At 61.9% G+C, this 23,303-nt stretch carries 25 protein-coding genes and 1 pseudogene; 5 read left to right on the forward strand and 21 right to left on the reverse strand.

Annotation, left to right across the window (positions count from 1 at the left end; all coding sequences use genetic code 11):
• Positions 1 to 70: 70 nt before the first annotated feature.
• Together KBX18_RS10515 and KBX18_RS10520 are read right to left on the reverse strand one after the other, a co-directional pair.
• Positions 71 to 448 (reverse strand): annotated as a pseudogene (locus KBX18_RS10515) (helix-turn-helix domain-containing protein); the annotation flags it as partial.
• A gap of 353 nt (positions 449 to 801) precedes the next feature.
• On the reverse strand, positions 802 to 1,950 hold the full coding sequence (locus tag KBX18_RS10520; protein ID WP_255996062.1) for an MFS transporter: 1,149 nt from the start codon (positions 1,948 to 1,950) through the stop codon (positions 802 to 804).
• Positions 1,951 to 2,014: 64 nt separating this feature from the next.
• On the opposite strand from KBX18_RS10520, the gene KBX18_RS11915 reads away from it, so the two are divergent.
• Positions 2,015 to 2,356 carry a MerR family transcriptional regulator gene (locus tag KBX18_RS11915; protein ID WP_370687026.1) on the forward strand — a complete coding sequence of 114 codons (342 nt, stop codon included), beginning with the start codon at positions 2,015 to 2,017 and terminating at the stop codon, positions 2,354 to 2,356.
• 177 nt (positions 2,357 to 2,533) lie between these two features.
• Here the strand turns inward: KBX18_RS11915 and KBX18_RS10525 are convergent, their stop codons facing one another.
• The 7 genes from KBX18_RS10525 to KBX18_RS10555 form a co-directional block, all read right to left on the reverse strand.
• A complete protein-coding gene (locus tag KBX18_RS10525) occupies positions 2,534 to 2,932 on the reverse strand; it encodes a multidrug efflux SMR transporter (protein WP_255996009.1) in 399 nt (132 codons plus the stop codon).
• 36 nt (positions 2,933 to 2,968) lie between these two features.
• Entirely contained in the window at positions 2,969 to 3,289 is a 321-nt protein-coding gene (locus tag KBX18_RS10530) for a multidrug efflux SMR transporter (protein ID WP_255996011.1), read from the reverse strand.
• 51 nt (positions 3,290 to 3,340) lie between these two features.
• On the reverse strand, positions 3,341 to 3,814 hold the full coding sequence (locus tag KBX18_RS10535; protein ID WP_255996013.1) for a nucleoside deaminase: 474 nt from the start codon (positions 3,812 to 3,814) through the stop codon (positions 3,341 to 3,343).
• On the reverse strand, positions 3,811 to 4,431 hold the full coding sequence (locus KBX18_RS10540) for a DsbA family protein (RefSeq protein WP_255996015.1): 621 nt from the start codon (positions 4,429 to 4,431) through the stop codon (positions 3,811 to 3,813). Before KBX18_RS10540 ends, KBX18_RS10535 begins: the two co-directional genes overlap by 4 nt.
• A 95-nt stretch (positions 4,432 to 4,526) precedes the next feature.
• Positions 4,527 to 4,982 (reverse strand): MarR family winged helix-turn-helix transcriptional regulator, encoded by a 456-nt coding sequence (locus tag KBX18_RS10545; protein WP_255996017.1) that lies wholly within the window; start codon positions 4,980 to 4,982, stop codon positions 4,527 to 4,529.
• A gap of 97 nt (positions 4,983 to 5,079) precedes the next feature.
• Positions 5,080 to 5,640 carry a DUF4442 domain-containing protein gene (locus KBX18_RS10550; protein WP_255996019.1) on the reverse strand — a complete coding sequence of 187 codons (561 nt, stop codon included), beginning with the start codon at positions 5,638 to 5,640 and terminating at the stop codon, positions 5,080 to 5,082.
• A 62-nt stretch (positions 5,641 to 5,702) separates the two neighbouring features.
• Positions 5,703 to 6,830 carry an AMP-binding protein gene (locus KBX18_RS10555; RefSeq protein ID WP_255996021.1) on the reverse strand — a complete coding sequence of 376 codons (1,128 nt, stop codon included), beginning with the start codon at positions 6,828 to 6,830 and terminating at the stop codon, positions 5,703 to 5,705.
• Between the two features lie 598 nt (positions 6,831 to 7,428).
• On the opposite strand from KBX18_RS10555, the gene KBX18_RS10560 reads away from it, so the two are divergent.
• From KBX18_RS10560 to KBX18_RS10570, 3 genes are read left to right on the forward strand one after another with little or no spacing between them, the layout of a single operon-like run.
• Positions 7,429 to 8,238, forward strand: coding sequence for a GDSL-type esterase/lipase family protein (locus KBX18_RS10560; protein ID WP_370687249.1), 810 nt, complete (start codon positions 7,429 to 7,431; stop codon positions 8,236 to 8,238).
• 25 nt (positions 8,239 to 8,263) lie between these two features.
• The gene (locus tag KBX18_RS10565) at positions 8,264 to 9,403 is read left to right on the forward strand and encodes an S-(hydroxymethyl)mycothiol dehydrogenase (protein ID WP_255996025.1); all 1,140 of its coding nucleotides are present in this window, start codon (positions 8,264 to 8,266) and stop codon (positions 9,401 to 9,403) included.
• Between the two features lie 12 nt (positions 9,404 to 9,415).
• Positions 9,416 to 10,036: an MBL fold metallo-hydrolase gene (locus tag KBX18_RS10570; protein WP_255996027.1), complete on the forward strand. Its 621-nt coding sequence runs from the start codon at positions 9,416 to 9,418 to the stop codon at positions 10,034 to 10,036.
• Positions 10,037 to 10,072: 36 nt separating this feature from the next.
• Here KBX18_RS10570 and KBX18_RS10575 read toward each other — a convergent pair whose 3' ends face one another.
• Genes KBX18_RS10575 through rfbA form a run of 5 tightly spaced genes read right to left on the reverse strand, consistent with a single transcriptional unit; the run spans position 10,073 to position 13,847 of the window.
• The gene (locus KBX18_RS10575) at positions 10,073 to 10,999 is read right to left on the reverse strand and encodes a thioredoxin domain-containing protein (protein ID WP_255996029.1); all 927 of its coding nucleotides are present in this window, start codon (positions 10,997 to 10,999) and stop codon (positions 10,073 to 10,075) included.
• 6 nt (positions 11,000 to 11,005) lie between these two features.
• Positions 11,006 to 11,401, reverse strand: coding sequence for a DUF2304 domain-containing protein (locus tag KBX18_RS10580; RefSeq protein ID WP_255996031.1), 396 nt, complete (start codon positions 11,399 to 11,401; stop codon positions 11,006 to 11,008).
• Positions 11,398 to 12,108, reverse strand: coding sequence for a glycosyltransferase family 2 protein (locus tag KBX18_RS10585; protein WP_255996033.1), 711 nt, complete (start codon positions 12,106 to 12,108; stop codon positions 11,398 to 11,400). The genes KBX18_RS10580 and KBX18_RS10585 overlap by 4 nt, the downstream gene beginning before the upstream one ends.
• Before the next feature lie 20 nt (positions 12,109 to 12,128).
• Positions 12,129 to 12,977, reverse strand: coding sequence for a glycosyltransferase (locus tag KBX18_RS10590; RefSeq protein WP_255996035.1), 849 nt, complete (start codon positions 12,975 to 12,977; stop codon positions 12,129 to 12,131).
• A gap of 6 nt (positions 12,978 to 12,983) precedes the next feature.
• Complete coding sequence (gene rfbA, locus KBX18_RS10595; RefSeq protein WP_255996037.1) at positions 12,984 to 13,847, reverse strand: glucose-1-phosphate thymidylyltransferase RfbA; 864 nt, start codon at positions 13,845 to 13,847, stop codon at positions 12,984 to 12,986.
• 4 nt (positions 13,848 to 13,851) lie between these two features.
• Between rfbA and KBX18_RS10600 the strand changes: the two genes are divergently transcribed.
• Complete coding sequence (locus tag KBX18_RS10600) at positions 13,852 to 13,983, forward strand: hypothetical protein (protein ID WP_255996039.1); 132 nt, start codon at positions 13,852 to 13,854, stop codon at positions 13,981 to 13,983.
• A 3-nt stretch (positions 13,984 to 13,986) separates the two neighbouring features.
• Here the strand turns inward: KBX18_RS10600 and KBX18_RS10605 are convergent, their stop codons facing one another.
• From KBX18_RS10605 to KBX18_RS10635, 7 genes are all read right to left on the reverse strand, one after another.
• Entirely contained in the window at positions 13,987 to 15,528 is a 1,542-nt protein-coding gene (locus tag KBX18_RS10605; protein ID WP_255996041.1) for an HNH endonuclease signature motif containing protein, read from the reverse strand.
• A gap of 240 nt (positions 15,529 to 15,768) precedes the next feature.
• Positions 15,769 to 17,118 (reverse strand): sugar nucleotide-binding protein, encoded by a 1,350-nt coding sequence (locus tag KBX18_RS10610; RefSeq protein ID WP_255996043.1) that lies wholly within the window; start codon positions 17,116 to 17,118, stop codon positions 15,769 to 15,771.
• A gap of 25 nt (positions 17,119 to 17,143) precedes the next feature.
• Complete coding sequence (rfbB, locus tag KBX18_RS10615) at positions 17,144 to 18,148, reverse strand: dTDP-glucose 4,6-dehydratase (RefSeq protein WP_255996045.1); 1,005 nt, start codon at positions 18,146 to 18,148, stop codon at positions 17,144 to 17,146.
• On the reverse strand, positions 18,145 to 19,377 hold the full coding sequence (locus KBX18_RS10620; RefSeq protein WP_255996047.1) for a hypothetical protein: 1,233 nt from the start codon (positions 19,375 to 19,377) through the stop codon (positions 18,145 to 18,147). The genes rfbB and KBX18_RS10620 overlap by 4 nt, the downstream gene beginning before the upstream one ends.
• A 12-nt stretch (positions 19,378 to 19,389) precedes the next feature.
• On the reverse strand, positions 19,390 to 20,664 hold the full coding sequence (locus tag KBX18_RS10625; protein ID WP_255996049.1) for a Dyp-type peroxidase: 1,275 nt from the start codon (positions 20,662 to 20,664) through the stop codon (positions 19,390 to 19,392).
• 6 nt (positions 20,665 to 20,670) lie between these two features.
• Positions 20,671 to 21,297: a copper chaperone PCu(A)C gene (locus tag KBX18_RS10630; RefSeq protein ID WP_255996051.1), complete on the reverse strand. Its 627-nt coding sequence runs from the start codon at positions 21,295 to 21,297 to the stop codon at positions 20,671 to 20,673.
• Positions 21,298 to 21,320: 23 nt separating this feature from the next.
• The gene (locus tag KBX18_RS10635) at positions 21,321 to 23,282 is read right to left on the reverse strand and encodes a prolyl oligopeptidase family protein (protein WP_255996053.1); all 1,962 of its coding nucleotides are present in this window, start codon (positions 23,280 to 23,282) and stop codon (positions 21,321 to 21,323) included.
• Positions 23,283 to 23,303 lie beyond the last annotated feature (21 nt).

A 23,303-nucleotide genomic window follows, 5' to 3' on the forward strand; every position in this document is an offset into this window, starting at 1 on the left:
TCACGCTTCCTAACAATGCGCTAGAGTAAAGCCAATAATTTCACCCCCACGGTGTCTACTTTCCGGGGGCCGGGCCCTTTTGCGGTTGCGGGGCAACAAGTCCGGCTTCAGTGATGATCCGGCGGATCGTCGATGTTGACGGCACACGCAGGCCTTGTTGTCCTAAGTGGAAAGCGATGGTGTCGGGCCCTGCGTCGAAACCTGCTTTGGTGAGTTCTTTGCGCATGTCGATGATGTGGTTGCGCAGGGTCTCCGGCACGGCATTGGGGTGGGTGTGCGGCGCGCGCGATTTGGGGGCGATGGCTTGTTCGCCTCCGGCATCGAACTCGGAGAGGATCTTGTAGACGCGTTGGCGGGAGATGCCGAATCGTCTGGCGACTTTGGTGACTGGTTCGCCTTGATCGCGGACGGCTTTGACGATGGCGAGATTTCGGTTCGGGCTGTTCATCTGTCAACGATGTCCCGACTGATACCAGCACCATCACTAAACACGCGGGGGTGGCGGGAGGTGTCAATGATGTCGCGACTGAGGTGTCAACCATCACCCCAGATTATTTCTGCCCCCTAAGTGTCAACGATGTCGCGACTGACCTGTCAACCATCAGGAATGCTGTCCCAGGCACGCCGTGTCAACTATGTCATGACTTCAGACATCGCAGGCGGCTCCAAGTGACACACCCCCGTGAACTGCGAAGGCAGCGCGGGGGTGTGTCATTCGCGACTGGTGAGTTCGGCGCGCAGCGTTAAAGCACGCAGCTGACAATGAGGCCGTTCTAGGCTCGTGACAAGTTCGTTTCCTAGTCATCCCTGTCTGACATCGGAGTGGTCGGGGGTGACGACCGTGATTATCCAGGCAATCAGTGTGAAAACAACGCCTACGTGAATCGACGGTGTGAGGCTCGTTTCGTTGGCTAGCACATATCCGCTTGCCGCGGTTGCGGCCGCTGCTCCCATGGTTATGAATCCTGTGTGCACGGTGTTGATGAAAGGGTGGGGGTCAGCCTGTGCCATGAGTCGGGTCACTAACAGCGGGTTGAGCGCCATTCCTGTACCTCCGAGTGCGACTATCGCCAGGGCTGTGATGGGGCCGGCATTGGGGGTCGCAACCAGGAGCAGTAGCGCAACGGCTTGGGCTGAAAGGCCAGCGAGCAGAAACTTTTGAGCATTGGTTTCTGAGACCTTTCCCCACAAGAGATTGCCTGTAAACGCTGCCACTCCGAATCCAATGAGTGCGACGGTTGTTCCAATGGGGGTGAAACCTGCGCGCCGAAGTATTGGATCGATTAATGCGAATGCCGCAAAGGAACCACCGATGGTGAAGAAGCTGGTCAACATGCGGCTCCACACACCTGGGTTACTGACAACGGAGACTCGCTCAGTTCCTTCGCCCGATAGTGCAGGGATACGCGGAAGGGCCGCTGCCAACACAACCGCGATCATGAATGCTGCGAAACCTAGAAGGATGAACGACATGCGCCACCCTGCAAGCCATCCAATGACGTGGCTAAGCGGTAATCCAAGAAGTGTTCCGGCCATGAGCCCGGAGAGGATTGCGGCAGCAGCTCGAGATTGATTCCGCGTGCCCGCTAAGAGGACGCCAGCAGTGAGACTAAGACCAAAAATCGCCCCAGAAAGACACCCAGTAAGGAAGCGGATGATGAGTAGAACCGTGAACGTGGGTGAAAACGACGCGGTAATTTCAACACCCGCGTACACGAAAACCGCTCCCGTTAGACACGCACGAACTGGTTTGCCGTTAAGTGCCCATGCCAGTGTTGGTCCACCAAGGGCCATACCTAAGGAGTACGCCGTCACCAGATGAGTGAGCTTACCGATGGGTTGGCCGAGGTCGACGGCCATGTCGGTCATCATTGCAGAGACTTGAAACTCGCTCGTGGTTACTACGAAAAGAGCTGTAGCGAGCACAAATATGGAAAGTTTGGTGGTCATCTTTTGCACAACGCAACGGTAAGGTTTGAGACTAGTGTGAAGGTCAAGTCAAAGGAGATCTGAAATGAGGATTGCCCGGGCTGCGCAGGAAATTGGCGTACCTGCACACCGCTTGCGACACTACGAATCAGTGGGCTTGGTGGTTCCCGATCGAACGGAGACTGGGTACCGTGATTATTCTTCTGCCCAGATCGAACGAGCACGACAAGTGAAGTCGCTTTTCGACATGGGTTTCACAGCTAAAGATGCCATGCTTATGCTGCCGTGTATGACGGAAGAGCCGGCACCGAACCCTGAATGCGCGGCGACACGGCAACGAATGAAGCGACGGTTGCGGGAGCTAACCGCGCGACGCCGCCAGCTAGAGACTACTGAAAGTGCCTTGGCTGACTGGTTAGGTCACTGACCCCGAATGCTGTTTCGGTTTTGGCCAGTTTTGCCCGTAGATTAGATTCCTACGGATCCAAACCAGCCGAGCGAAACAGGCGAGTCTGCTGGAAGCAGTTACGTAGTGCCGAAATAGTCTGACATTCTCGGGTCGCTTCAGTCCAAAGTTGTGGTGTTCCCACAAGGATAGGATCAGTTACCGGTCGGATTGCATTTCGAACGCTGGGCTGTCAGCGAGTTTCAGCCTGACGACCCCACCAATGATGACCGCGAGCCAGAATCCCTTCGCGAGGGTTAGTGTTTCGTCGAAAAAGACGGGGCCGAGTAAAGCAGCGCCAGCGGCACCGATACCAGCCCATACGGCGTAACCGATGCCGACATCAATCTTTTTCAATGCGACGCTGAGGAAGAACAGCGTGCAGAGGAAGAACACGATGGCGACGAGAGACCATTTGACGTTGGTGAAGCCTTCACTGCCGTTAACACTGAGGGCGTAGCCGACTTCGAATCCCCCGGCGAGCAGCAGAGCGAGCCAGGGCCCGAACTTTGTTCCGGGGCTGTCCAGCGTGGTGTTTTGAGGTGTGGTGGAGGACATGAAGGTAAGCCTTTCTGGAGGTGTGTGGGAGTGTGGTTAGGCGGTGCCGGCAAGATTGAGGCCGACAACTCCGACGATGACGATTCCGACTCCGACGAGTTTCTTTAAGGTCAACTTCTGGCCTAGGAACAAGGCTCCGACGATGACGATTCCGATACCTGCAATGGAGGTCCAAAGGGCATATCCGACACCGACGTCAAAGGTGAGCAGCGTGAGACTTAGAAAGAAAGTTGCGATCGCACCGCTGACGAGGGTGGCGATCGTCCAGGGGATATTTTTGAAGCCGTTCGCCTTTCCGGCTGCTATGCCTACAGTGACTTCGAAGACTACGGCGATTGCAAGGTAAAGCCAGTGCATGATTAATGTCCTTTTCGTTTTTCCGGGTTAGGTGTCGTTGGGGGAATCCGCCTACATGTGCTTTTCGAGATAGCGGGTGAACGGCTCGTGAGCGTTCGTAGTGGGTAGGTGATGAAGCATGCGATCACGCAGATAATCGTTAATACGCATGGTTCGGTAGCTGGCTCGGTAATCGAAACCGAACGCCGCGACAGCGTCGCGATCAACGGCTGTGTAAATTGTGTCGATCCCATGGTCGATGGCGAAGCGATAACACAGGCCGCATGGTTCTCCGGTAGCCAGCAGAATGGTTCCGGTCAGTGTTTCGCGGCCATGAGATGAAAGCGCGTCCCGCATCGCGACGATTTCAGCGTGGGCGCTGGGGTCCCCCGTTTCATGTACTTCATTTACTCCAAGGCGCGAGATGATTCCGGAGTTATCAGCGACGGCACCGACGAATGGGAGACCGCCGCCATCAACGTGTCGGGTTGAAAAGTCGACTGCAGTGCGCATCTCGCGGTGCAGCTGTTCAAGGGAAATGCTCATGAATCCGCCCCCGGCAACGGTGGCTTTGCCGCGATCTCATCAAAAGCTTTCTTCAATCTAGACGCGCTGGGAACGCCACGCAGGAGATGGCCATTGATGAGTATTCCCGGAACCGACGTGACCCCAACCGTGTTAACCGCGAAGTCTTGGTCGAGACGGTGCTGCTGGCGACGCGCTTCGTCATTCAAGGCGGTTTGGACGTCGTCAGGGTTCAGTCCAACTGATGCGGCAACGTCAATAATGACGTCATCCACTCCGATATCGCGATCGTCCTGGAAGAATGCTTTGAACATGGCTTCGGAGTACTCGTTTGCTTTACCTTGCTCTTGGGCAAGCTGTAGTGCCAGAAAAGCTTTCTGGGTACGGGGTTGTGGCGAAACTGACGGAAGAGTCATGGGGATACCAAGCCGTCGGGCCATCGGATAGACCGATTGCTTCCAGACCCGCGGAAGATAGTCATCTTCCGGCCGAAGGGTGGGAACAGGGGAGGGGCGAAGTTCGAATGGGCGAATTGTTGCGTGAACGTCTCTGTCTCGCTTGAGCTCGTCGAGGGCGCTTTCGACCAGATAGCAGTATGGACATACGTAATCAATGAAAACATCTACGTGGGTTTTCAACTGTTCTCTCTTTCTTGTGGCGACGACAAAACTAACCTTAGTGCATGTACATGCATGGATCAATGCAAAAGCATGCGCTCGTTGCGTCTTCCCAGCTAGTCGTCGCTATCTGAACTGCGGGCTGCTAGGTGAAGGTCGAGCCAATCCGGCTGCATGTCCCCGATTAGGGACCGGAGTTTGTCATCGAATGGTTCTGCAATGGTGGCAGCCTTTTTTGATCCGTCCTCGGTCAAAGCCGCGTAGATACCGCGCCCATCGTCGGGGCAATCATCTCGGAAAGCCAGCTCTTTGCGTTCCATTCGCTCCACCAAGCGAGTTGCCGAACTCTGACTAAGGCCGAGTTGTTGGGCCAATTCCGTGATTCGTAGTTCTCGATCAGGACTCTTGCTGATGAGGAGCGCTGCACGGAATTCAGTCAGGCCGATGCCAAAGCTGCTTTCGAGCCACTTGTTGAGAGCCGAGTCAATGAAAGAAACTTCTCTGGCTATCTTCGTCCACCGATCAGTAAGGCTCATGGCTGGAGAAGGGGAGCCCGAATCAATTCCTTCCATGTGCATTCAAATTACACCAAGTATGCGGAGTGCCATTTTGTCTCGAATGGGGGCGAAAAATCGCTGCCATCCGCACCCCCCTTTAGTCGGGGGCCCTTTAGACGGTTTTTTCTTTGGATGCTGACTTGCTCTTGACTTGGCTTTTGTCGTTACCCTGGTCCGTATCTTGGGCCTCGTCAGCGACCTTGTCTTGGGTTTCTTCCTTCTTCTGGTTCAGCCGGTAGTACACCTGGCGGCGCACGTGCGCGACCACGTCGCCTTCCTCATCGGTGATGTCCACTTCGAACCAGTGGAGATACTTGTCGCCTCCAGCGGTCTTTTCCTTGATCAACGCATAGGTTTCCTCGGGGATGCGCATGTCGGCGGTGATCTTGCCGCGGCCGGGTTTGAGGAATTTGATCTCTCCGCCGGTGTCCCAGATCTTGTACTCCTTGCCCAGACGGTGCATGGACGCGAGCATGTAGAACGGGTCCGTCATCGCAGACATGGTGCCGCCGAAGGCCACACCCATCGCGTTCTTGGTCAGCATGTTGGGCTTGTGGGAGACCACGACTTGGGTACCGTCGTCGGTGAATTCTTCGATTTTGATGCCGGCGCCGAGCAGCGGCGGCCAGAATCGCATGAAGTGCTTGAGTTGGCGGGCAGAAAAGTGGGCCATGACGAAAGCTCCGTTCGTAACCGTAATGAGCGGGCTGGAAACGGAGCTAACTATACGCGCGCTTAATCGTCGCGGCGGGACTCCGGCAGGAAGCGCGCCACGACCTTGCCCGTCGGGTTGCGGGGCAGAGAGTCGACGAAGTTCACGTCACGGGGGATGGAGTGGTGGGCGAGCTTGTCGCGCACCCAGTCGCGGACGGCGTCGGCGGTCAGGGAGCGGCCGTGGTCATCGTCGGAACGCACGACCCACACGGCGACGCGCTTGAAGGTTTCTTCGTCGTCGACGCCGCCGGCGTACACGTCGGCGACACCCGGCATCGGCTCGAGGGTCTCCGTCACCGACTGCGGGTGGACGTTCTCGCCGCCAATGATGATCATGTCGTCGTTGCGGCCCAAGACGTGGAGGCGGCCTTTCTCATCGAAGTATCCGCGGTCGCCCATCTCGATGAGCTTGCCGATCATCACGATCGGCGTGTTCGGGTTGGAGTACCTCTTCAGGGCAGTCTCGTTGTTGAGGAAGATGCGGCCCGGTTGGCCTTGGGGGACTTCGTTGCCGTCGTCGTCGAAAAGCTTGACTACGCTTCCTGGCACCACTCGCCCCGCCGCTGTCGGGTGCTCCGCGACCTCCTCGGCGGTGGCCACGGCGGTCAGCGACAGTTCAGTCGAGCCGTAGATGTTGGCCAGAATCGGGCCGAAACGTTTGTGCACGCGCTGGACCACATCGGGCGTCAGCGCGTTGCCGGAGGAGGCGATCCACTTCAGGGAGGACGTGTCATAGTCGTCGCTGTTCGGCAAGTCGAGCATCTGTTTGTAGAAGATCGGGGATGAAATCAGCCCGTCGACCTTGAAGTCCTGGATTTGCTGCATCGTCTTCGCCGGGTCGAACTCGCGCTTCGTGACAATCGTCGAACGCGACCCCAGCGCCACGTTGAGTGTCGACCAGCCCCACGTGTGGAACACCGACGCCGATTGCAGCACCGTCTGGTTCGAATACCACGGCACTGCCGACAAAAGGCCGGTGAGAACATAGGGGACTTTCGGCTCGTTGCGCAGAATGCCCTTCGGGATGCCGGTCGTGCCAGACGACATGAGCACCAGGTCGCCTTGTTTGGGGATCAAAGGCAGGCGCGGCAGTTTCTCGTTGCTGACCAGCAGCTTATCGACGCTCGTAGCTCCCGAAACAGTAGCCACTGGGCGACTTTGCGGGATCCGTTGCGGAGATCGCGGTAGGACAGGACCCCTGAGTCGTCGATAAGCGCGTTGCGGTGCGGACAGCAGCGCGCACCCTGTTCTACCTCGCGGGCGGTTGTGATGCCCCAGCGTGGGATGTCGCCGAAACCGCGGATCAAGACCCCTGGGCCGCCCCTTGAAGCCGACAATGCCGCGACGGACGATCAGCGAGGCAAGATCCAAGAACGCTCCGACCTGCTGGATTGGGGTGTAGCTGACTCGGTTGGACATCCGGGGTTCCCTTCTGCAGGCTAGGACAAGCGTGCGTAAGCTACTGGCAGCGAATTCTCATTTGATTAGGCTATCGCTTTTGTGGGCACAAGTGTTTCGCTAGGCTTCTTCTTAGATCTGGGACTGCCGGGTCATCTATAGTGGCGGTGCAAAAGATCCAATTGTGATAGAAGTGACAGGTAGTGGCAAGCGTTTGCAAGGCTAGGACGTAACATCTTCCCTCCTGGAACCGACATCACTCCTGTGGGCCTCATCAGGGGTCTTTCCGATGAACAACTCACTACCAGCAGAAAGTCGACGAACAATGCTTAACCGTACCCGTCAAGCTGTGACTGCATTCATCGCCGCCGTCCTCGTGGGCGCGGGAATCATGGCTGCCCCTAACGCCAACGCGCAGCAGGGCAACATGGTGATCTTCGGCGACTCCGTGATCGCCGACGCTCACTCCATCGAGTACCTGGGTGCCCGGATGGGCCTGCACCCCAACGGCTCTTCCAACCCGGGCCGGTGGTGCCCGACCTCCGACCAGAACTTCGGCAAGATCGCTGCGCGCAAGCTCGGCCTGCAGCCGCGCGACTTTTCCTGCCCCGGTGCCGTGAGTATCTCCCCGGGCCCGAACATCACCGCCCAGATCGACCGCGCCGTGCGTGAGCGCGGCCTCGACGGCAACACGCGCCGCGTCGTCCTCCAGGTGGGCTTCAACGACACCTACAACCATATGGGCGAAGACCCGATGCAGGTCCGTCGCAAGTACGTCGACTTCATGCGCCCGCAGGTGGACAAGATCCGCCGCGCCGCGCCGAACGCAAAGATCCAGCTCATTGGCTACCCCACCATCACCGGCGGCGACCGCGTCTGCCTGTTCCACCTTGGGCCGAACATGTACGACGCGACCCCAATGCCGATGATCCGCGACTTTGAAAACCTCGCCCAGTGGATGAATGTCGACTTGGCCCGCGCCACCGGCGCCCAGTTCGTCGACCTCAAACCGGGCACCGCCAAGAACGGCATGTGCGCCCGCGACGGGGACCGCGAGTTCGCTGGTCTCATCGACTTCTACGCCGGCCCAGGCAACGCTCCGATTCACTCGACCCACCAGGGCCACCGCCACATGGGCGAAATCGTCGCGGCAAGCTAAGCGCAAAGATCGCTAGGCTCGGGGCATGACTTCTACAGACCCCCAAGCTGACGAAAACAACGAACAGAACCAGCAGACCGTCAAGGGCGTCATCGCCCGTGAGAAAGGCGCCGAGGTCGAGATCGCAGACATTGTGATCCCCGCCCCCGGCGCCCACGACGTTGTGGTGCAAGTGCAGGCCACCGGTGTCTGCCACACCGACCTGGCTTACCGCGACGGCGACATTGAAGATGCCTACCCCTTCCTTCTCGGCCACGAGACCGCGGGTGTCGTGGAAACCGTCGGTGAGGCTGTCACCCACGTCGAGCCGGGTGATTTCGTGGTCCTCAACTGGCGTGCCGTCTGCGGCGAATGCCGCGCGTGCCGCAAGGGCGACACTAAGAACTGCTTCAACACATTCAACGCGTCTAGGCCCATGACGCTTGCCGACGGCACCGAGCTCACCGCCGCCCTCGGCATCGGCTCCTTTGCCGAAAAAACCCTTGTCCACGAAAAGCAGTGCACCAAAGTGAACCCGGACGAAGATCCGGCGGCTGCAGGCCTCCTCGGATGCGGCATCATGGCCGGTCTCGGCGCAGCAGTGAACACCGGTGAGATCCAGCAGGGCGAATCCGTCGCCGTGTTCGGACTCGGTGGCGTGGGCCTGGCGGCCGTGGCGGGCGCTGCTCTGGCAGGGGCGACGACGATTGTGGCGGTGGATGTCGATCAGCGCAAATGCGACGCCGCTACCGAGCGATTCGGCGCAACGCACGCAGTCTGCACGAAGGACATGGACGAAGACGCCGTGATCGAGAAAATCCAGGAACTCACCGGCGGCTTCGGCCCCGACGTGACCATCGATGCGGTGGGCATTCAGCCAACGTGGCGCCAAGCCTTCTACTCCCGCGACCTTGCTGGCCGCATGGTCATGGTCGGCGTGCCCAACCAAACCGACCACGTAGACATCCCCGCGATCGACCTCTACTCCCGCGGCGGCTCCATCAAACCCGCCTGGTACGGCGACTGCCTGCCCGAGCGCGACTTCCCGGCATACGTCGACCTGCACCTCAACGGCCGCTTCCCGCTCGGCGAATTCGTCTCCGAGCGCATCGGACTGGACGACGTCGAGGATGCATTCACCAAGATGAAGCAGGGCGACGTGCTGCGCTCTGTGGTCGAGTTTTAAGGAGTAGCCCCCATGAAGATTGAAAACGTCGTCACCTCCGGCCTGTTCAAGCTCGACGGCGGCGAATGGGAGGTGGACAACAACGTCTGGATCGTCGGCGACGACAGTGAGGTCTACATCATCGACGCGGCCCACGACGCCGAAACCATCGCCGCCGCCGTGGGAGACCGCAAGGTCAAAGGCATCATTGCCACGCACGGCCACAACGACCACGTCGACGCGGCACCGCTGCTGAGCAAGCTTGTCGACGCCCCCGTCTACCTCCACCCCGGCGACGACATGCTCTGGTACGACGCCAACCCGGAGGAGAAATTCCTCGAGCTGGAAGACGGCACGGTGTTCTCTGTGGCGGGTACCGACATGCACGTCATGTCCACCCCCGGCCACTCTCCGGGATCCATCGTGCTCTACCTACCTGAGGCCGGCGAGCTGTTCTCCGGCGACACCCTGTTCCAGGGCGGGCCGGGCGCAACGGGACGCAGCTTCTCGTCCTTCGACACCATCATCGAGTCGCTGCAGAAGTCCGTTCTGGATCTTCCGCCGGAGACGGTGGTGCGTACCGGCCATGGCGACGCCACCACGGTGGGGGAGGAAGCCCCGCACCTCGAGGAATGGATCCGCAGGGGCTACTAGGCACCACGGTGCTCTCCGCACTGCCAGGGTCGCCGGCTAGTTCTTGTCGGCGACCTTTTTCAGTTCACCGTTGATCACGTAACGGAACTCCTGCACCGGCAGCGCCCCGCCAATGAACTCCGTGTTCACCACAAAGCCGGGCGTGCCGGTGATCCCCAATTCCTGGGCGTACTCGAGTGACTTCTCAAGCGCTTCGTCGTATTTGTCGCTCTCCGCGTCCTCGCGGAACTTCGCCAAGTCCGGCACCCCGGCCGTGCCGGCGAAACGGACGTAGTCGTCGATGGTGAAGCCTGGGTGGCCGCCGCGCTCGGCAGCCTCCGCCATGTATGCCTTCTTGTACTCGGTGAACTTGCCCTGCTCAGCGGCGGCGCGGCCCGCCTTGGCGGCTGCCACGGAATTCGGACCCTGGGTCGGCATGTCATTCCACTCGATACGGACCAGTCCAGCATCGACGTACTCGTCGATCAGCTCCTGCTCCGTCTCAGCCGCATGGCGGATGCAGTACGGGCACTCCCAGTCGGTGAACTCCGCGATGACCACCGGGGCGTCGAGAGCGCCCTGAGACATGGGATCCGCTGGGTCGCGGCGAGCCGTGTTCGCGATCTCCTCGGGGGACGTCACCGGGGAGCCCGGGCCGTGAATCGTGGCGTCGTAGTAGCCGTTGTCCTGCTTCTTCGCCGGGCTGAAGTCCGTGCCCGGCTCGACGTTCTCCGGAACTTCCTTGACTGGGGGCTCCTCGGCCTCGCCGGAACCGCCGCCCGCAGCGCCCCCGCCGCCAGCGCCATCAGTGCCGTCGGCGCCGATCTGCTCGGCAATTTGATCCACAGCATTCTGCTGGCCTTCGCGCTCACCAATGATGTAGCCGCCGACACCGGACCCCACGGCCAGCACCAACGTGAACGCCCACATCAGGGGCGGGATCTTCGTAGTGGGCTTCTCGGACTCGTCCTTACCAGAGCTCATGAAACTTCAGTCTAGACCGTCACGGGAGTTACCTGGGGGAGGGGTTTGGGAGGGGTTGGTTGGGGCGTCGATAAGCATGGGCGGCACCGCGTTCTGGAGGGCGACCGCGCGTGCGAGCCGTGCGTACCGCAGCTCCTGCTCGCGGAACCGCACCCACGTGGACATCGTGGTGAAGAAAAACGCGATGATCATGACGTACAGCATCAGGTCCGTGCCGCGGTCCACTCCGAGCCAGTTCGCCAGAATGGTCACATCGTCGGGGCGCAGAATCGCCCACACGGCCGCGACAGCCAGCAACGCGAACCCGATTTTCACCCATGCCTTCGCGAACGCCTTCTTGCGCTGGGTGAAGAAGTACACCGCGAGCACCACCGCCGCGATGAGCAGAATGAATTGGATCATGGCAGCCTCCTGGCCACAAGCCCGTCAGCAAGAATATTCACGCCGTTGACCAGCGATTGGCCCTTCGACATCGAGTATTCCGTGTACAAAATGTCCACCGGCTCCTCCGCGACGCGCCACTTGCGCTCATCCATCATCGCGACGATCTCGGACGCGTGCGACATCCCGTTCATCCGGATGTTCATCTCCGCCGCCACCTTCGCGTTGAAGGCCCGCAGCCCGTTGTGCGCGTCGCTCAACCCCAGCTTGCGGGTCCGCGGCGACAAGAACACCACCGTCTTCAACACGATGCGCTTGATCAGCGGCACCTGCGAATTCTCCTGGTCGCCCGCAAATCGCGTGCCGACGATGATATCCACCGGCTCCGACCGCAACCGGCCCACCATACGCTCCACGTCTTTGACCTGGTGCTGGCCGTCAGCGTCAAAGGTGACAAAGAAGCGCGCGCCGGGCTGGGCTCTGGCGTACTCGACCCCAGTCTGAATCGCTGCACCCTGCCCGAGATTGACCGGGTGATTCACCAAGTGCGCGCCGGCCGCGTGGATCTGCACTGCCGAATCATCGGCCGAGCCATCATTGACCGCTACGATATTGGGAAACGTCTGCAGCGCATTCGCCAAAACCTGGTTGATCACAGGGCCCTCGTTGTAACACGGCACGATCAGCCACGTGTCTGCGAACTCGTTGCGCAAAGGATTGAGGGCCATGACCGACAGACTAGTCGCGCTTACCGGCCGCGGTGGAACAGGACCGCATAAACCCTTTTCATAGTGCTCAACGGCAGTGCGCGGTAGAGGTTCCGCACCGCTAGATTGACGGCGGCGCGGGGGCGGGAGATCAGGCCGTACTCAACAAGTTTGGCCTGCAGTTCGCGTTCAGCCTTCCGCGTTTCCGCGGTCGTGCGGCGCTTCAACTGGGCGTCATTCACCCGGAAGTACGTCAGCGGCTCCGGCAGATTGTGGAGTTTCTCACCCGCCGCGATGAGGCGAGCCCAGAGGTCGTAATCCTCCATGTTGTGCATCGGCTGGTAGCCGCCGACGCTTCGGACCGCCTCGGTGCGCATGAGCACGGACGGGTGGTTCATCGGGGAGTTGATCCGAGCGTAGCGGGCGATCGCCTCGTGGGTCTCCGGCAGACGCCGGATCCCACCCGTGGTGGACGGGTCTGGGCGCTCGCCGTCGAACTCCTGCATCGCGGTTCCCAGAACTGCCACCTCCGGGTGCTCGCGCATGAACGCCAGTTGCTTCTCCAGGCGCTCCGGGAACGCGGCGTCGTCGGAGTCCAACCGTGCGACGAATTCCGTATCGATGTGCTTGAAGCCCTCTGCCAACGCGACGCCGAGTCCGCTGTTGCGCTCCAGCGCTACCGTGTCCACCGCGGCCGTCGCGGACAGCAAGTCCTCCACCTCGTGGGGCACCGGGCCGTCCTTGACCACCAGGATCCGCTCCGCCGGCCGCGTCTGGGCCGCGAGACTATCCAAGGTCAATGCGAGCTCGTCGGCGGTGGTGTTGCGGTACACCGACATCAAGACCGTGACCGCGCCGGGCTTCAGTGCATTGGGTTCGCTATAGGTCATGTTAGTTCACTCCCGAGCCGCATCGAGCAAGTACTGGCCGTAGCCCGACTTCAACATCGGCTGAGCAAGACTTTCCAGCGCGGCCGCGTCGATAAAGCCCTGGCGGTAGGCCGCGACCTCCGGCGACCCGATGACGGTGCCGGTGCGCTTCTGAATCACCTCGACATACGCGCTCGCTTCACTCATCGAGTCGATCGTGCCGGTGTCCAACCACACGTCGCCGCGGTGGAGGCGGTGCACCTTGAGCGCGCCCTTTTGCAGGTAAGCATCGTTGATGCTGGTGATTTCCAGCTCTCCGCGCTCGCTCGGCTCAATCGTCTTCGCGATTCGGACCACGTCATTGTCGTAGAAGTACAGGCCGACCACGGCGTAGTTGGACTGCGGCTGGGCAGGCTTTTCCTCAATGGCGGTCGCGGTGCCGTGCTCGTCGAAACTCACCACGCCGTAACGCTCCGGGTCGGACACTTCGTAGGCGAAGATGGCACCGCCAGCGGGGTCGAACGCGTCGCCCATCAGCCGGGCTAGTTCGGCCCCTTCAAAGATGTTGTCGCCAAGGACCAGAGCCACCGAGTCGTCCCCGATGAAGTCCTCACCGATGATGAACGCCTGCGCCAACCCGTCCGGGGAGGGTTGGACGGCGTAGTCGATCATGAGGCCCCAGGCGGAGCCGTCGCCAAGCAAACGTTCGAACGCGCCCCGGTCTTCCGGTGTGGTGACCACCAAGATCTCGCGAATACCTGCGCTGATCAGCGTGGACAGCGGGTAGTAGATCATCGGCTTGTCATAAATGGGCATGAGCTGTTTCGAGATGCCCTTCGTGATCGGGTACAACCGTGTGCCCGATCCGCCCGCGAGGATGATGCCCTTCATAGAGGTGGAGTCTAGTGCGCGCCCGCGCAACCGCACGCGCATCGCCGTGCTTATCGACGCCCACGCGTGCCAGCCCGCAGACACACCGGCAGCATTTCTGCGCTTCGGCGGCCTGCGGGTAGGGGAGAATAGGTGACGATTAAGCGACGGGGAAGAGTACCGGGTCAGGAGGGCCTCCGGGGGTGGACCCCGGTGGCGGGTGTTGCCGGTTCTGGCGGTTGCGGAGTTTATGTCCGATGCTTTCGTGGGCGTCGACGGTTTCGTTGAATCTCATCGGCCCGCCGTCTGCGGGGACTACCCCCACCCGGCCGGTTTCGGGGTCGCGGTCGACGTAACCCTTGTCACCTCTGCCATCTCTGCGGTCGTTGTTGCACATGTGGTGTTCGCGGCACAGGGCGATGAGGTTCTCGATGTCGGTCAGCCCGCCGTCGAAGAAGGACTCCATGTGGTGGATGTCCAGCTCGCTCATCGGGCGGTCGCACCCGTGCCAGGCGCACACTCCCTGCATGGCCAGCAGTGCGATGCGCTGGTGGACGCTTGCCAGGCGGGTGCGCCCCAGCGAGAGGGGGACGCCGGTGACCGAGTCGAGCTGAGCGATGAAGTCGGTGCCCGTGAAACCGAGGCGGAGCATGTCGTACGCGGTCAGGCTGATCCCGGTGTTGGTCATGAACGTGGTGGTGTGGTCGGCATTGTTCAGGTCATCGAGGGTCATGCCGACGACGACAGTGCCGATACCGCCCTGCGAGCCAGCCTTGGTTCCGGAGAACTTGGTCACGATGTGCATGAATTGGTCGAAGCGCCGCTGCGACATCGTGCGCGTGTCCTTTGGTTCCTGCTCGGAAGAGCCCGACTTGTCGCCGATTCCGCCGCGCCCAAGGTCCAGCGCCGCCTTAAGCACCGCGGCTTCGCCGGCCGGAAGATCGATGGTGACCCGGCACATGCCTGCGCTGTCGGGCTTGCCCATGATCAGTTTCCGCGCATCAAAGTCCGATTGCGGCTTGTCCGGGCTGTTCTTCCGGCCGGCAGCGTTGGCGTTGTCCACGAGCCGGCGGACAAATTTGCGCAGGTCTTCTGGGCTGCGCCTGTCAGCCTCGTCGAGAGCTTTGGCGAGAATGACTGGGCGCCCCGGAACCGCGTCGTTGCGCAGATTCATCAGCTCGCGGTTGATGATGTCTTGCTTTTCCTTCGCCGCTTTCAGCGCCGCCTCTTTCGCCCGGCGCTTCGCCTCACGCTCTTCTTCCGCTTTCCGACGAGCCTCTTCCGCAGCGGCCGCTACCGCCGCAGCTGCTTCGTCCGCGTCGGGGGAGTCAGGCTCGATGCCGGCGAAGAGGAACTCGTCGTCGGGGGTGGTGTCCTCGACTGGGGCGAAGAGGTCCTCTCCTCGGCGTAGGCGCCCCATGGCCTCTGCCTGGGATAGACCGAGAACATCGCGCAGATACGCGGCAGGCTGGTTCGCGCCGACAACCCGGCCGGCTCCGTCACGGTCACACAGGTAGGCAAACGCAGCGTCGGCATATGCCTTCTGACCTGAGAGGATCTCTTCGAGGCGCTCCATGTCAGTGCGGACAGCATCGAAGGCTAAAGCGTGGGGGTCAGCAAAGATGCGCGAAATGTCAGCCATTGCTTCCGCGATGGCATCCACGGCATCCGCCAAGGAATTTGCGCCAACTCGTTCGGTCATCTTCGCCACCCCCTGTTTGTATGTCGCTTGGTCTTTGCCACACAACTTACAACCTCACGTGGACAACCGAGCCATGAAAAGCGTACGTACGTTCGATTAAAGGGCTCAAGTTTTTCGGGAAGCTCGTGATGGCGCTGGTTAAAGGCCTAAAAAAGTTTAGGAGATCCAGGTTATCGAACAGCGAAAAGGCTCCTCAAGCGCCCTACTGATCGTTAGTGCACGCGTTCTAAAGAGCTGGCCCTACCCCAGGTACATCGCCAGGGCCGCGCGCCAGTTCGTCGGCTTGAATCCGGTCGCCTCAATCTTGTCCAGTGCCAGCGTGGACTCGGCCGGCCGGGGCGCCTCGGGCCCGAAGGCCTCTTGGTATTGTGCGGTCGTGACCGGCTGGACGGAGGAGGGGTCGCCGCCGCAGGCGATGAAGACGGCCATGGCGATCTCGTCACGGGAGGCGGTGTCGCCGCCGGAGGTGATGTTGTACACGCCGTACTCGGCGCCTGAATCAAGCAGGTGCACGATGCCTCGTGCCAAGTCTTCGGCCCACGTCGGTCGCCCGCGCTGATCACTGACCACCTGCGGGCTGGCGTCTTCGCGTGCGAGCCGCGCCATGGTCGTCATGAAGTTACCCCCGTCGCCGAACACCCAGGACGTCCGCACTAGGTAGTGCCGGGGGCAGGCGGCGGTAGCGGCCTCACCCGCGGCTTTGGAGGCGCCGTACACGGACAGCGGGCTGGGTGCCTCGTCCTCGGTATGCACCCCCACAGTCCCGTCGAAGACGTAGTCCGTGGACACGTTCACCAGTGTCAGGTCGTAGCGCGCGGCAATCTGCGCGAGCTTCGCTGGACCCAGCGCATTGACGGCCCAGGCCCCGGCTCGGCCGTCACCTTCTGCGCCGTTGACGTCGTTGAACGCCGCTGCGTTGATGATCGCGGAGTATTGTGTCCAATCCCGAGCGGACATCAACGTCGAGACATCAGAAGTCAGATCGAACTCGTCGTGGCCCACGAAATCCCCGTGGGGCAGCAACGGGCGCAACGCCCGGCCCAACTGCCCGTTCGCCCCGGTCACTAGCACGCGGCGAGGGGGGACGGGGGAGGCGTCGGCAAGCATCGGATGCTCGAGATCCTTCGCTGAAACTTCAGTGGGCTCGAGCGGCCAGTCGATCTCGCGGTAGGAGCAGAACGCGTATTGCGCGTGTGGGCTCCAGCGCGCGTTGCACAGGTAAATGTACGTCGTAGCGTCCTCGAGCGCCTGGAAGCCGTTGGCGACGCCGCGCGGCACGAACACCGCAGTGTCCGGACCGATTTCGCACCCGTACTTCGCGCCGAATGTCGGTGAACCTTCGCGCAGGTCAACCCACGCGCCGTAGACGCGCCCCGTTGCAACAGAGACGTATTTGTCCCACGGTTCCGCGTGCATGCCGCGCGTCGCCCCACGCTGCGCGTTGAAACTGACGTTGTTCTGCTCCACGCGCATCGCGGGGTCGCCGGCCCAATTTTCTTTGAACCATCCGCGGTTGTCGCCGTGAACAGTTAAGGTGCGGACTTCAAGTCCTTCGATGGGCACGCTTGTCGACGTCTCCAGCTCAGCCATACGCTCATCCTACGGCCGCAGGAAGCTATTGCCCGCGCTGTGCATACCCCTCTTCGACCGCGTCCTTCGCCTCCTGCCACCACGCTTCGTTGCTGCGGTACCACTCGATCGTGGTGGCGAGGCCTTCGCGCATGTCGGTGTAGTGGGGCTGCCAGGCGAGCTCGTCGTGAAGCTTGGTGGCGTCCATGGCGTAGCGCATGTCGTGGCCGGGCCGGTCGGCGACGTGCTCGAACTCGCCGCCCATCAGTTCGCAGATCATGGTGATGACCTCGAGGTTCGAGCGCTCGCCGCTTGCACCGATGTTGTACGTTTCACCGGCTTTGCCGCGCTCGAGAATGGCCAGGACGGCGTCATTGTGGTCGTCGACGTGGATCCAATCGCGCACCTGCTCGCCCGTGCCGTACAGCTTCGCGGGCCGCCCGGAGAGCAGATTGGTGATCTGCCGCGGAATGAACTTCTCAATGTGCTGGTAGGGGCCGTAGTTGTTGGAGCAGTTCGAAATCGTCGCGTCTATGCCGAAGGACCGCACCCACGCGCGCACGAGGTGGTCCGAGCCGGCCTTGGTCGCGGAGTACGGCGAGGACGGGTTGTACGGTGTCGACTCAGTGAACTTCGCGGGATCGTCCAACGCGAGATCGCCGAACACTTCGTCGGTGGACACGTGGTGGAACCGCGTTCCGTACTTCCGCACGGTCTCGAGCAGCGTGTATGTGCCCATAATGTTGGTCGCCACAAATGGCGACGGGTCCCGCAGAGAGTTGTCGTTGTGCGACTCCGCGGCGAAATGCACCACGACATCAGCATCGCGCACGAGCGTATCGACGACCCCAGCATCCTCCACCCTGCCCTCAACCAGAGTCACAGCCGCCTCGTCCAACCCGGCGAGATTCTCGGCGTTGCCTGCGTAGGTCAGCGCGTCGAGCACGACGATCTTCGTCTCCGGTTGGCGCTGGGCCGCCATGCGCACGAAGTTGGAGCCGATGAAGCCGGCGCCGCCAGTGACGAGCATCGTGTCCGCAGAAGATGTCATGCGTTCACTTTATCCTGGTTCCCCGACAAGCCGATGACGTGCACTAACGCGCCAGTCAGTGGGCCGAGTATCAATGCCGCGATCACCGTCGTGGCCACACCGGTGCCGCCTACGGCAGGAAGTGCGAAAAGCAGAGCGAAGGTAGCTACCGAGCCGGCCACCCAGCCGGCGACGTACCAGGTGTGCAGCTCTAGCGCGAGAACAGCCGTGCCGGTGATGATGAGCGCGCCCATGACTGCTGACGCGAACGTGAGTAGGCCCAGCGGCAAGCCTGGCACGAAGAGTTCTGGTGGGAAGAACGCCCGCAGGATCCACGGCCCGATCAGCCACGCGGCGGCAAACCCGACCACGCCTATCGCAAGGACGGCCGCGATCGGGCGGAGCAGCGAAGAGTAGATCCGTGCCCGGTTGGTGACAAAGCGCACCACAAGGGCCGACTGGAAGCGCTGTAGGGGAACCAACACCGGTGCGCGGGTGAGCAGCACTGCCTGGTTGATAGCGGCGACGGCGGCACCTGCGGCAGGGTCGAGGGAGGGGAAGGCGAATTTGACCAGCATCGGAAAGCCGGTGATCAGGGTTGCAGAGGCGCCAGTCGCCACGATCGCGGCGCCAACGCGGCGGGTGAACTCAGACCGGTCCACATCTAGGGTGACACGAATCTGGCTGCGGGCGTGCGACGACGCTGCGAGGATCAGCACCCACGTCAGAGCACCGATCACGGTGATGATCAGGAATGCCGGCAAGCCGAACCCCGCCGCCCAAGCAACACCTGCGAGCACGAGGCGGATCCCAGAATCGAAGGCGACGAGTGCCGCGTACTGGCTCCACAACTGAGTGCCGCTCAATATGCCGGACAGCACGGCCTGGAAAACGTAGCTGGACAGGCCGAATACCAACAAGCCAGTCGCCACAGACCTGTCCAAGGGCACGAGCTGACCCATCAACACAACCCCGAAGACAAGGGCGAGCACGGCGACAACAGCCGCAATGACGGCTCCTAGACGCCATGGGTTCGCTGTGCCCGCCATACCGCTGGTTCGAGCGGAGGACACGGCGCGGGTGGTTTCTTGGGTGATGCCGTCGATAAAGCCCGCGGACGCGAAGAACAAGCTCCAATACGCCTGGAAATACAGCATCTGTGTGCCGGCGTCGAGCGACCAGGACGCGACCCAGAGGACCACGAACCCGGAGAGCGCCGCGAACACCGTCGCGAATGACAGAGCCTTCATCGTGGGCTGATTCTAGCCCTCGAGCAGGTCTTGGCCCCAGTACTCGCCGTCGCGCGTCCCGCGCGGGATGGCGAAGACGGCGGAGCCGATGTGGGTGATCCACTCGTTGAGGCGGTCGGCGTCGTCGAGACGCTTCTGGATCGGGTCGAACTGCTGCAAGGGGTTCTTCTGGAAGCAGATGAACATTTGTCCCGCATTGGAGGTGCCGCGGGAGTCTGGCCCGGGCGGCATGTCGTAGTTGTAGGGGCGGCGGAAAATGCGCTCGGCGGGATCGGAGGAAAAAGCCCTGGCCATGTGGGAATTCGGGTCGATGACGGGCAAGCCGTATTCGTCGCGGGCGTCAAAGTCGGGTTCGTCGAATTCATCTTGCCCGGTCAAGGGGGCACCGGTGTCTAACGTCCGTCCCACTGCTACTTCGCGGGAGGGGCGGTCGAGGATGTCCCATTCGTCGAGAAGCATGGCAACGCGCCGCACCACCATCACGGTGCCGCCGTTCAGCCACGCGGGGCCGTCGGAAATCCAGACAATGTCGTCGAAGTCATCGGTAGGCGGGTTACCGGACCCGTCAAGTTGACCGAAGAGGTTGCGCGGCGTTTCACCCTGCTCAATCGAGCCGCGGGCGTGCAGGAACCCGTCCTGGATCCACGCGGTGTCGACGTAGTTGCGCGCCGTCTTCGTCATGAACCGTGCCGCGTGCGAGACGGTGAAGCGGTCGTCTGCGCAGATCTGCAGGCAGAGGTCGCCGCCGGACCATTCCTCGCGGAGCTCATCGCGCGAGTATGCAGGAAGGTCCCCGAGCCACTCCGGTGCATCCAGCCCGAGCTTGTCCAGGAAGCTGCGGCCAAACCCGACCGTGATGGTCAGGTTCGCGGTGGAGACCATGTTCTCCGGCTCCAGGTCCGCAAGCCCGGCGAGGCCAGAGCACATGCGCCGGGCATCATCAGTCCACAGCCGCATGAGACGCTGCGCATTCTCCACAGAGTCCTTGCCGTCCCGGAGATTGAACGCGATGAGCTTGTTGAAGGCCTGCTCGGGCGTGGCAACACCAGCCTGGTGCTCCCCGTCGAAATCAACGCGCGAGTCAGCGAGATACGCGTCCGCTTCTTCGCCCATGCCTTGCCCGGGCCACGCGTCCTGCGGCTTATCGACGCCTCCTTCCCCGCCCCCTTCATTCGCGCACGCTGAAGCCCCAGCAGCTACCACTCCAGCAGCCCCGGCAACTCCTGCGCCGTGCAGGAACTGGCGGCGGGACGGTTGGTGCGCTCTGGGGCGGGGGTTGTCGGTCATGGTTCCTTACTCGTGATCGTCGTGGCCCTCGTGGCCACCGTAGTTCTCCTCGCCGGAGGGCTGTTCTCGCACCGGGATCTCGATGGAAAGGGTGGTGTCGGCGTCGTTGGTGATCTCGACCTCCAGCGTCTCACCGGCGGGGATGGCCTCGGCGTAGTTCATGATCATCAGGTGGTCGCCGCCGGGGACCAGCTCGTAGGTCTCACCCGGAGCGACGGTGAAGCCGCCTGGCTTTTCCTGCATGACGCCGTCCACGACTTCGTGGAGCTCGGTCGATGCGCCTTCGAGCGAGGGGACAGCGAAGGACTTGACGGAGATGTCCTGATCGGAGGTGTTTTTCAGAGTGCCGAAGCAGGCCGTCATGTCGGAGTGCTTCTTGTCCAAGTCAGTCGCGCTCTCCATGGCGGCGTCGTCGTCGGCGGCAGGCTTGGCGCGGCAGTAGCCGTCGACAAGCTCGATGGTTGCCTCAGAGGAAGCCTCGGACGCAACATCCGACGGAGCGCCCGACGCAGCATCCGGGGTGGCTTCTGATGTTGCGTCTGGTGTGCCTGCAGTCTCCGTGTTGTCGCCGCACCCGGCCAGCCCGAGGGCGCCAGCGCACAGGACGGCGGCGAGAGTCAGTGGTTTCTTCATGATGCTGTCCTTTCCATTGAACATCAGTCGGAAGTTTGATCTGAAGAGTTCCCGATCTGATTCTCCAGCCAGGTATAGATGAGCGATTCAACCCGTGCGACCTGCTCGTTGTCGGCGGCACCGGCGTGACCGCCGGCGGTGTTCTCGAAGTAATCCACGGGCTGACCGGCCTTTGCCAAGGCGAGCGCGAAGGTTCGGGCGTGCGCGGGGTGCACACGGTCATCACGGGTGGAGGTGGTCACCAGCGCTGGGGGATAGGTAGGGGAGTCGGTCACGTTGTGCAGGGGCGACCAGCTCTCTAGCGCGGCGCGTTCCTCCGGTATGTCCGGGTCGCCGTACTCGGCCATCCAGGACGCTCCTGCTGACAGAGTGTGGTAGCGCAGCATGTCGGTCAGTGGCACCTGGATCACGGCCGCGCCGAACAGGCCCGGGTACTGCACCAGCGCGCCGGATGTGAGCAGTCCGCCGTTGGAGCCGCCACGGATGGCCAGCTGCTCCGGCGTGGAATAACCGCGGGCGACTACGTCTTCGAGCACTGCCCGGTGGTCCTCCCACACCTTGTGCCGGTTGGTCTTGACCACCTGCGAGTGCCATTCGGGGCCGAACTCGCCGCCGCCACGCAAATTGGGTTGGACGAAGTAGTAGCCCTTCTCCATCCAGGAGATTCCGCGCACAGCGGAGTACCCCGGGGTGAGTGACACCTCGAAGCCGCCGTATCCGCCGACCAAGCACGGCCGCTGACCCTGCGAAAAGTCGCCGGTGATGAAGTATGGCACCTTCGTCCCGTCCGCTGAGGCGGCCCAGTGTTGGCGGGTTTCCAGGCCGGACTCGTCGAAAAGCGCGGGTGCCTGGCGCACCACCGCGCCGTCACGCAGCAGCGTGGAGGGGGTGGTGAAAGACGACACGTTGATCCAGGTTTCATCGCCGTCGAGCGGGCTCGTGCCCACCACCGACGCTGTCGCGGCTTCCGGGAGTTCGACTTCGGAACGGCTCCAGGTGCCCAGCTCGAAGCGGAAGATGCGCGTGACCACGTTGTCCAGCACCGTCACCAGCAGGGTGGTGGCGGTGACGGAGAGGTCTTCGATGGGGAAGTCGTCGATAAGCACGCGCTTTTCGGTGAGATCCAACGATGCCACTGCGAGAGCACCCGCCGGGATGCCGTCGAACGTCGTGCGCGGCAGCAGGAACAGCCACTGTTTGTGCGGCACGACGATGCAGTCCTCGGGGACATCCACGAGCTCGCCGTCGATGTACGTGCGCGAGGTGTAGAAGTCCAGCGCGCGCTCGAAAATCACGCGCTCAAAGCCGGGGGTATGGTCGACGTGCGCTCCTACTGCGACATCGCTGCGCTCGCCGCGGAAAACCACCGGCGCGTCCTGGATCGCGGTTCCGCGCTCCCACTTCCGCACCTCGACCGGGTATCCGGACTCCGTGACCGAGTCTTTGCCTATGTCAGTGCCCACGAGCAGCGTGTCGCGGTCGATCCAGCTGACGTCGGTCTTGGCTTCGGGGAGCTCGAAGTCGTCGATGAATGCTCGATCGTCGACGTGATATTCACGCACCGTCACCGCGTCCGCGCCGCCGCGGGAAAGCTTGATCAGCGCGCGGTCGTTCGCGATGGGCCTGACCACGGCACCTTTCCACACCCAGTCTTCTCCTTCATCGCGCGCTAGCTTATCGACGTCTACCACCACTTCCCACTCACCAGTTCCCCGCAGGTAAGCGTCAGTGGTTGTGCGGCGCCAGATCCCGCGCGGGTGCTCACGGTCGCGCCAGAAGTTGTAGAGGTAATCCCCGCGCCGCGTGACGTACGGGATCTTCTCGTCAGTGTCCAAGGCGTCCCGGATGCGGCCCGCCAGCTCCTCGTCCTGGTTCTGCTGCTCCGTGTGGGCGGACCAAGCGGAGGCCCATGCGAGGGCTTTGTCGCCTGTGATCTCGTCGAGTTCAGCTGGGGCGATAGACAGATCGGGGGCGTTAGAGGTCATACAGACAACCCTAACGCCCCC

The sequence above is a fragment of the Corynebacterium sp. CCUG 69979 genome (genome assembly GCF_024454095.1).
Classification (GTDB): domain Bacteria; phylum Actinomycetota; class Actinomycetes; order Mycobacteriales; family Mycobacteriaceae; genus Corynebacterium; species Corynebacterium genitalium.

Bases quoted from the DNA above. Each gene is read 5' to 3' on its own strand.
- KBX18_RS10620 (WP_255996047.1), bottom strand. From the start codon at position 19,377: ATGAAGGCTCTGTCATTCGCGACGGTGTTCGCGGCGCTCTCCGGGTTC.
- KBX18_RS10575 (WP_255996029.1), bottom strand. From the start codon at position 10,999: ATGAGCTCTGGTAAGGACGAGTCCGAGAAGCCCACTACGAAGATCCCG.
- KBX18_RS10570 (WP_255996027.1), top strand. From the start codon at position 9,416: ATGAAGATTGAAAACGTCGTCACCTCCGGCCTGTTCAAGCTCGACGGC.
- KBX18_RS10590 (WP_255996035.1), bottom strand. From the start codon at position 12,977: ATGACCTATAGCGAACCCAATGCACTGAAGCCCGGCGCGGTCACGGTC.
- KBX18_RS10580 (WP_255996031.1), bottom strand. From the start codon at position 11,401: ATGATCCAATTCATTCTGCTCATCGCGGCGGTGGTGCTCGCGGTGTAC.
- KBX18_RS10625 (WP_255996049.1), bottom strand. From the start codon at position 20,664: ATGACCGACAACCCCCGCCCCAGAGCGCACCAACCGTCCCGCCGCCAG.
- KBX18_RS10585 (WP_255996033.1), bottom strand. From the start codon at position 12,108: ATGGCCCTCAATCCTTTGCGCAACGAGTTCGCAGACACGTGGCTGATC.
- KBX18_RS10635 (WP_255996053.1), bottom strand. From the start codon at position 23,282: ATGACCTCTAACGCCCCCGATCTGTCTATCGCCCCAGCTGAACTCGAC.
- KBX18_RS10530 (WP_255996011.1), bottom strand. From the start codon at position 3,289: ATGCACTGGCTTTACCTTGCAATCGCCGTAGTCTTCGAAGTCACTGTA.
- KBX18_RS10545 (WP_255996017.1), bottom strand. From the start codon at position 4,982: ATGGAAGGAATTGATTCGGGCTCCCCTTCTCCAGCCATGAGCCTTACT.
- KBX18_RS10520 (WP_255996062.1), bottom strand. From the start codon at position 1,950: ATGACCACCAAACTTTCCATATTTGTGCTCGCTACAGCTCTTTTCGTA.
- KBX18_RS10605 (WP_255996041.1), bottom strand. From the start codon at position 15,528: ATGACCGAACGAGTTGGCGCAAATTCCTTGGCGGATGCCGTGGATGCC.
- KBX18_RS11915 (WP_370687026.1), top strand. From the start codon at position 2,015: ATGAGGATTGCCCGGGCTGCGCAGGAAATTGGCGTACCTGCACACCGC.
- KBX18_RS10550 (WP_255996019.1), bottom strand. From the start codon at position 5,640: ATGGCCCACTTTTCTGCCCGCCAACTCAAGCACTTCATGCGATTCTGG.
- rfbA (WP_255996037.1), bottom strand. From the start codon at position 13,847: ATGAAGGGCATCATCCTCGCGGGCGGATCGGGCACACGGTTGTACCCG.
- rfbB (WP_255996045.1), bottom strand. From the start codon at position 18,148: ATGACATCTTCTGCGGACACGATGCTCGTCACTGGCGGCGCCGGCTTC.
- KBX18_RS10630 (WP_255996051.1), bottom strand. From the start codon at position 21,297: ATGAAGAAACCACTGACTCTCGCCGCCGTCCTGTGCGCTGGCGCCCTC.
- KBX18_RS10610 (WP_255996043.1), bottom strand. From the start codon at position 17,118: ATGGCTGAGCTGGAGACGTCGACAAGCGTGCCCATCGAAGGACTTGAA.
- KBX18_RS10525 (WP_255996009.1), bottom strand. From the start codon at position 2,932: ATGTCCTCCACCACACCTCAAAACACCACGCTGGACAGCCCCGGAACA.
- KBX18_RS10535 (WP_255996013.1), bottom strand. From the start codon at position 3,814: ATGAGCATTTCCCTTGAACAGCTGCACCGCGAGATGCGCACTGCAGTC.
- KBX18_RS10565 (WP_255996025.1), top strand. From the start codon at position 8,264: ATGACTTCTACAGACCCCCAAGCTGACGAAAACAACGAACAGAACCAG.